The following is a 7,668-nucleotide window of genomic DNA, read 5'->3' as shown; positions in this document are numbered from 1 at the left end:
AGGTTGGTCTAAGTATTTTCAGGATTATTGTCATGGAGTAGATGCAAGATATTTTCAGAAAAAAAATCCTTTTTTGCCTAGTTTATGAATTTCTTAGTAAAATAACATAAGTAGTTTTATTTTCTTAATTGGCATATAATTGATTATACTAGGCTAAACTTTGATTTTCCCAAAAATACAAGACTCAAATAATTGATTTAATCTTTTGATTTATATCTGAATTTAGATATATTCTGTATTTTTATCTTCCTTTGAATCTTGAGATATAATTCCTAAGACTAGATATTGACTGAAAAGTAATATTTGTTATTACCATTATAAATCACTATTTCGAGTATACTGGTCAGAATTTATCTCGCCAAAAAGACTGCACTATGCTGGTAGTATTCTGCATAAATTCAGAGAAAAATGTAGAATAAAATACAGGTAATTATAAATTTGAACTATGAACCTAACATTTGAAGACATAACCACCATTGATGAAAAGCTTTCTAAACGTCACATAGACCTTGACCCAAGTGGTTACTTCATTATTTTTATTGACCAAAAAGCGAGGTTAATTTGTGCAAAACACTTCACTAATATTATTGATGACCGTGGTTTAGCTATCGATCCAGAAACAGGAAAACCTATTCCAGTAAAAGGAAAAGTAGAACGTCAAGAAACTACAAAATTTACTGCTAGAACCGCAAAGGAAATGTGTGTCAAAATATTTGAAGAAACACACCCTTGTCCAGTAACAATGTTAGATCATGCTGCTTATTTAGGAAGAGAATTTTTGCGTGCTGAAATAGCTTTATTAAATGGCAAAGAATATATTCAAGATTAATTGAAGTAGCACTCAATACTCAATTTATCACAGTTCATAATGGGATATTTAGGGCTTGCTGAAAAAGTCTTTGAGTAGTTGTAGAAGTCATAATTCAGGAGTCATAATTCAGGAAAAATGGGGAATTTAGAGGAGGTAGTCAAAAGAATAACCCCTTAATTTTTCTCTAAATATTTAGCATTTTTGGCTCAATTTTTGCACCTTTTTGACCTAAAATCTCGTACTTTTTTCAGACATAAAAAGGCTAAAAACTTTATCTGTAAAGGCTTTTATATTTAATCAGCAAGCCCTATTTAAACCTCCATTAACACACACCAGGCGCTTTTTTAAACTCTTGTGGGTTACTTAACCCTTTAATTTTTACGCTCCAGTTAAATAGTATTTGCGGAGCATTCTGTCAGGAAAAGCTCATAGCTTTAAGGTGTTGTTAATTGGTGGGATAATTTTCTACTAGGGGTGATACCCATAACTTCCTCTGGTTAAATATTTAGAGGTATTAGAAACAGACTACTCTTAAAGTTTCATCTCTTGATTTACCAACGCCAAATAAGGAGAATGGCAAGAAAATATAGTCCAACCATTCTCCTTAATTTTTATCCAGAAAAACCTTGATACCAGAAATAAGTAACCATGGGCACAACTGTAGCAACGACTAACAATACAACCACCACAATAGTTGCACTTTGATCGTCAGTTTCTTCTGCTGATTTAAAAGTAGCTGCTACTTGTGCTGAAAGTTCATCCTTAACTTCCGGTGGACCTGGGTCAGCTTCTCCAGATAATACAGCAGTTAGGCGATCGCTAGCTGCCAAAAAAGCCTCATTATATTTATTCCCATCTCTAACAGGTACTTGAATAGTTTCGTCAACTACACTCTGAGTAATTTCATCAGACATAATTTCTTGAACTGCATCACCAATACGAATTGCATCATTATTAGTGACAGTATCTAGTACCAATAAAGTTTGATTAGCTTTTGCTTCTGGAGTGGGGAACCATTTGTCAAATAGTTTCTCAGTAAAACTATCTGCCGTCTCACCATAGTCTAGGCGACGGATAGTCACAAATCTAACTTCATTTCCTGTAGCATTGGCCAAATTTTCCAAAGAATTTTTCAGTTTACTCTTAGTGACTCGACTCAGAACATCTGCATCATCAACGATAAATGTACGATCGCCTGCCGTTAAATTGGGCATTTGATAAACTCCTGTTGCGGATGCAGATGATACTGGCACAATAGTGGCCAAAATAACTAATAGTAGAGATACTATTAGAATTTGGAGATTTTGAAGATTTAAGGTTTTGTTGAATATTTGTACAGTCATATATTTCTTAAAGTAATGGGGGAATTACCTAAATAACACGGGAGCATGAAAGCCATCGTCTTTTAAACGATGGATGAAAGGCGAGGAGTCGGATTTTAATCCGACGTATTTTATTTGACCCAAAAGCAACGTTGAAGGCCCCCATCTCTGAACTGGGGGGATGAAAACAAGGTAGTCGTTTGGACTAGACAACTTTAGTTGTCCTAGTCGTACTATGATCGACAATAAGTTTTCGTTCCGCCCCTTTCCAATGTACTCTTGTCAGCAAGTTTTAGTAAATAAAAATTCTGAATTAATTGCTATTTTAACATTCTTATGTGAACAGTCTCACAAGCTCACTAACATGGGAATATATTATGTCAGGCAACTATATTTTAAGTCTCAAAAAGCCATTGGCAAGTATGACTTAGAAAAGGTATACAAAAAGAACAATCACTATAAAGTTCTACATTCGCTCTTCAGCACAACAAATATTGAGAACTGTAGCGGAATTATTTAGGTTTTATTATGGTCTTATTATTGCCTATAATGAAGGTAAAATCACAAACAGACCAAAGATTCCTAACTACAGAAAAAAAGGGGGAATGACGACAGTTAGTTACCCGGCTCAAGCATTAAAACTTAAAGAGAATCACGCTTAGAGTATCACGCTTAGAATACCTGTAAACCCTGGTTTGGAGTAGATAGCTTTTTAATTCCAATGCCGAGTAATCTAGAATTTTCATCTCTGAAAGAACTGAGAATATTACCGATAAACAGATGTTTTACCCAAGAATTTATCTATGAAAAAGAAATAGTAGTTAAACCTCTATTAAATCAAGACAATGTATTAGGAATTGACCATGGTTTAAATAATTGGTTGACCTGTATATCTAATGTAGGTACTAGCTTGATAGTAGATGGTAAACAGATTAAATCAATGAATCGTACCTGCAACAAATAAGTATCAACTATTAAAGAAAATCAGCCTCAAGGATTTTGGTCAAATAGACTAGCTGCCATTACAGAAAAGCGTAAACGCCAAATGCGTGACGGTATCAATAAAGCAGCCAGAATAGTCATTAATCATTGTTTAAAAATCAGCTCGGTACAATTGTTTTTGGTTGGAATAAAGGTCAGAAAAATGAAATAGAATTGGGAAAAAAAGTAATTCATAATTTGTACCAATTCCTACAGCTAGACTCAAAGAAAGAATAGCTCAATTATGCTCTGAATATGGAATAATATATTTAGAAACAGAAGAAAGTTATACAAGTATCGCTTCATTTTTAGATGGTGACTATCTACCTAATTATGGTGAGAAACCCAATGATTGGAAACCATGAGGAAAAAGAATAAAGCGATGCAGCGCCGCCAAAGGGGTTTTCCCCAATGAGCGACTGCATCAAGACAGCGTGGTTTGTATAGGAGTGGTAATAATTGTTTTGTGAATGCAGACTGTAATGGGGCTGCAAATATCATCACAAAAGTAAGCAGAAAGCTAAGTTTAGACTTAAGCCGACTGTGTAGGGGCACAATGAAATTGTCCCCAAAGAATATATCTTTGGTCAGCTAAGAACAGACGGAGCAACACGGATTTATCCTGTTGCGTAGTATCTGCTTAGAATCCCCGTGACTTTAGTCCGGGGAGTAGTCAATCAAACAATCTTATTTTTTGTAAAATGGCCGTTTTGCAGAGCTTCCCAATGAAATTTAACTACTAAATTTTTATCATACCTGATTAAGGGAATATATTCCGCTTCATTACCTAAAAATTAAGGTATAAAGCCTCTCCATTCATGGAGAAACAAAGACAAAAAAATCCTTTTAGTCAATCCTATTCTTGATCAGAAGAGATAATTATTAATTATTAATTATTAATTCTTGAATTGATACCTTTGTTCCTTCCTAAGCATTCAGCAATTGATGTGAATTAAGCAATTACTAATACCATTTTACTTTAAGGATATCATAAATAGTTTCAAAGTTATTATGTCAAATGATCCGTTGAAACTATTGTTAAGTCAAAGTTTTCTATCTATTAAATTTTAATGCCTGAATTCCGTGAAAAGGTATAAGGTTAGGTGATAGCTGAACGCCAAATTTTTACCCAAAAACCAAGGTCTAAAGCCTTCTATTATAGAAAAAAAGTGCTAGGATATTTCCTTATATATATTCCTTTACGGTTTTCCTTGAGCTAATTAAATTATCCATTATCAATTAATGAAGTTCCTTCTAACTTCTTGCTAGTCAATACTGAGTATTAAATTTTGAAGATAGTATAATAGAAACACAAAAAATTATGCTACTTATAAATCTTGTTATCCAATCATAAGTAGCCAAAATTAATGTATTTCATTCATAATTTTGAACCTTCATTTCAATTTATAAATCTTGTTATCAAATCATAAGTAGCCAAAATTAATGTATTTCATTCATAATTTTGAACCTTCATTTCAATATTATTTAGTTTGGTCATATAAAAACAATTTTTCCTAGCAGAAAAGATATTGAATTTACAATCTCAATAAATTAACTACTAACAGGTGCAGCAGAAACAATTTTTCGTGCCATGGTTGAAAGAGGTAAACTTTGTATATAAACCAAACCAGGACCTATTAATTTAGTTAAAAATAAACCCTCTCCACCAAATACAATATTCTTTAAACCACCTACCATTTCAATATCATATTTTATAGAAGTAGAAAAACCAACAACTGCACCAGTTTCTACTCGTAATTCTTCTCCTTCAGCTAAATTTTTTTCTATAATTGTACCGCCAGCATGAACAAAAGCTAAACCATTTCCCTGTAATTTTTGCAGGATAAAACCTTCTCCACCGAAGAAACCAGCACCGACTTTTTTAGTAAAAGCAATTTCAATATCAATACCATTAGCAGCACAAAGAAAAGAACTAGATTGACAGAAAAATTCCCCACCTAATTCAGTTAAATTTAAAGGAATAACTTGTCCTGGATAGGGAGCAGCAAAAGCAACTCTAGCTTTACCTGTACCTTGATTTAAAAAAGTAGTAATCATAAAACTTTCCCCAGTCAACATTCGCTTAAAACCTTTCCAAGCACCACCACCAGTAGTAGTTTGCATTTCAATGCCTTGTTCCATATAGGTCATTGCTCCTGCTTCTGCTCTAACTCCTTCTTCAGGGTCAAGTTCAATTTCTACTAATTGTAGAGATTCTCCTTTTATTTCATAGTCGATAATATCAACGGCCATAATAAATATCCTTAAAATTATGAGATTATCAACTAAACAATATACGAAACTTCTATGATTTACAAACCATAATTCATACTATAAGCAGGTACACAAAATTAATTGCCTATTTTATTAATAAAAATATATTCTTATATCAAAGGAAGAAAAATGGTGATTTAGATGAGATTTATTAGAGAATTAAATACTGAAACGAAAAAACTTTTATAAATTTGGTAGTTGGCAAAGTAAATTTGCTCAAGTAAGAGACAGTGCTAAATGTATATTTTTGAGTTATCAAAAAATGTCTATCAATGAATTAATGTCAATATTTAGAGTTAATATAAAAACTATATATAATTGGTTGACTATGTGGGAATATCAACAAATAAAAGGAATCTACAATCAAAAAGGTAGGAGCAGAAAATCTAAGTTAAATTAATCGCAAAAGCAATAAGTAAAAGAGTTGGTAAAATCCCAACCAAAAAGCCTCAAAAAAGTTCAAATTAAAATAGATAAATAGTAGAAAATAAATGTAAGTAAGGAAATGATAAAAAGAACCATAAAAAAGTTGGATATGAAATGGAAAAGAATGAAGAGAGGAATGAGTAAAACCCCTGATGATTGCAAGCTAGAAGTAAAAATTCCCAGATTAGAAGAACTGCAAGAGCAAGCTAAAAAAGGAGAAATATACTTAAGATATTTAGATGAAAGTGGGTTTTATTTGATGCCAAATATTCCCTATAGATGGCAAGAAAAATTAGAAAGAATAACCCTAAATAGTTGCCAAAGTAAAAGAATTAATATTCTGGGATTAATAGGATGTAAAAATCAACTAAATTATGAAATACATCATGGAGTAATTAACAGTGAAATAGTAATTAAGTTTTTAGATAAGTTTAGTGAAAATTTAGCTAAAGTAACTGTAGTAGTTATGGGTCAAGCTTCAATCCATACAAGTGATAAAATCCTCGAAAAATTAGAAGAATGGAAAGAAAAAAACTAGAGATATTTTGGTTGCTAACTTACTCACCCAAGCATAATCTCATTGAAATTATTGGGAAATTTATTAAGTATGAATGGATTGAAATTAATGCTTATGAAAGCTGGAAAAACTTTCTTTACTATCTCAAAAAAGTGCTTGACAATTTTGGTCAAGAATATGTAATTAATTTTGTGTAGGTGCTTATATTAGGTTAAATAGTTATAAATAATTAGGAAAAAGTTAGTCGTTAAGATTCACACGGAAAGAGGAAGAAGAAATACGGTATAACCAGGAGCAAGTTTTCTGTTTTTTATCCATAAATTGAGAAGCTTTATACCTAAATTTTTCGGTAAGCAGAACGGAGTTTTATTGCTAATTAGGGTTTGCTGAAAAAGTCTTATGGTAGAAGTCGGAGTAGGAGTAAGGAGTCAGAAGTCAAGATTTAAAAGAATTACAAAGAAGGTAGGAGGAATAATTGTCCCTTGATTTTTCTGCCATAGTGAGCTTTTAATGCTAACTTTTTGAGAATGAAAAGCTGAAAAACTGGTACTTTTTTCAATCTCAAGAAGCCTAAAGTCTTTCTCTGTCAATGCTTTGAGATTTAATTAGCAAATCCTAATTATCCGGGAATGATATTACAACTGCTAAATTCAGGTTTTATATAGATAGTTAAAATTTTTATTTTAATAAAATGCTTAAGGGTTTTTAATCAAGTAAAAATTAAATATAATCCAAAAAAGATAACTGGAGACTTTAACTAAGTCAGAAGTCAGAAGTTATTTGGGTAATTGGTATGACCACAAGTAATGCTATACTTGGGAGGAACTTCAAATATTAAGTAATTAACACAATCAGAATAACTTTTTTGATAATTACTAATCAGTTAATGTTAATTATTCTTATTTTTACTTTTCCTCCACTCCCCTACTCAATAAAATTTAGAAAAGTTTTTGAGAAATGGTATAACGGGGATTAGAGCAACCCTCCCAAAAATATTTCGCCTTAAAAGGCGGGGTTGAGCGACCCAATTGTTTTGATAAATAGTTAAAGTAGTCCTACTAAAATAGTATCTCCGTGGATGTATTCGTAGATTTTAATTGGAGCAACAATATCTCCATACTATTGACATTAAAGATTGATTATGCTAGCAAATTTTAATAAGGATACCTGAAAAATCAATGTGTCCATTAAACATAGATTTTGGCTGAAACAAAAAAATTTAAGATAGCGTGGAACCCAAAAATCTATCCTCTCAAGCTCAAACAAAGGAAATAATAGAACTCTCCCTTCTCTGCTCCATTGCTCAAAGGTGCATACTAGCATACAAAAATCTCAGT

The 7,668-nt window shown here is 32.1% G+C and carries 4 protein-coding genes and 1 pseudogene; 3 read left to right on the top strand and 2 right to left on the bottom strand.

What is annotated here, in order from left to right; all coding sequences use genetic code 11:
• The first annotated feature begins 445 nt into the window (after nucleotides 1-445).
• Complete coding sequence (locus ACP6PK_RS05275; RefSeq protein ID WP_426558387.1) at nucleotides 446-829, top strand: DUF4346 domain-containing protein; 384 nt, start codon at nucleotides 446-448, stop codon at nucleotides 827-829.
• A 593-nt stretch (nucleotides 830-1,422) separates the two neighbouring features.
• Here the strand turns inward: ACP6PK_RS05275 and psb32 are convergent.
• Nucleotides 1,423-2,154, bottom strand: coding sequence for a photosystem II repair protein Psb32 (psb32, locus tag ACP6PK_RS05270; protein ID WP_426558385.1), 732 nt, complete (start codon nucleotides 2,152-2,154; stop codon nucleotides 1,423-1,425).
• A 700-nt stretch (nucleotides 2,155-2,854) separates the two neighbouring features.
• Between psb32 and ACP6PK_RS05265 the strand changes: the two genes are divergently transcribed.
• Complete coding sequence (locus ACP6PK_RS05265; RefSeq protein ID WP_246844068.1) at nucleotides 2,855-3,097, top strand: transposase; 243 nt, start codon at nucleotides 2,855-2,857, stop codon at nucleotides 3,095-3,097.
• 1,568 nt (nucleotides 3,098-4,665) lie between these two features.
• Here ACP6PK_RS05265 and ACP6PK_RS05260 read toward each other — a convergent pair.
• A complete protein-coding gene (locus ACP6PK_RS05260) occupies nucleotides 4,666-5,367 on the bottom strand; it encodes a TIGR00266 family protein (protein ID WP_426558382.1) in 702 nt (233 codons plus the stop codon).
• 162 nt (nucleotides 5,368-5,529) lie between these two features.
• Between ACP6PK_RS05260 and ACP6PK_RS05255 the strand changes: the two are divergent.
• Nucleotides 5,530-6,528, top strand: a pseudogene (locus tag ACP6PK_RS05255) (IS630 family transposase).
• The last annotated feature ends 1,140 nt before the right edge of the window (nucleotides 6,529-7,668 follow it).

This window comes from Dapis hubbardiae BLCC-M172 (assembly GCF_050016015.1).
GTDB lineage: Bacteria > Cyanobacteriota > Cyanobacteriia > Cyanobacteriales > Microcoleaceae > Trichodesmium.
Note: the sequence above shows the minus strand (reverse complement) of the source record. Positions and strands in the feature narration are given on the sequence as shown.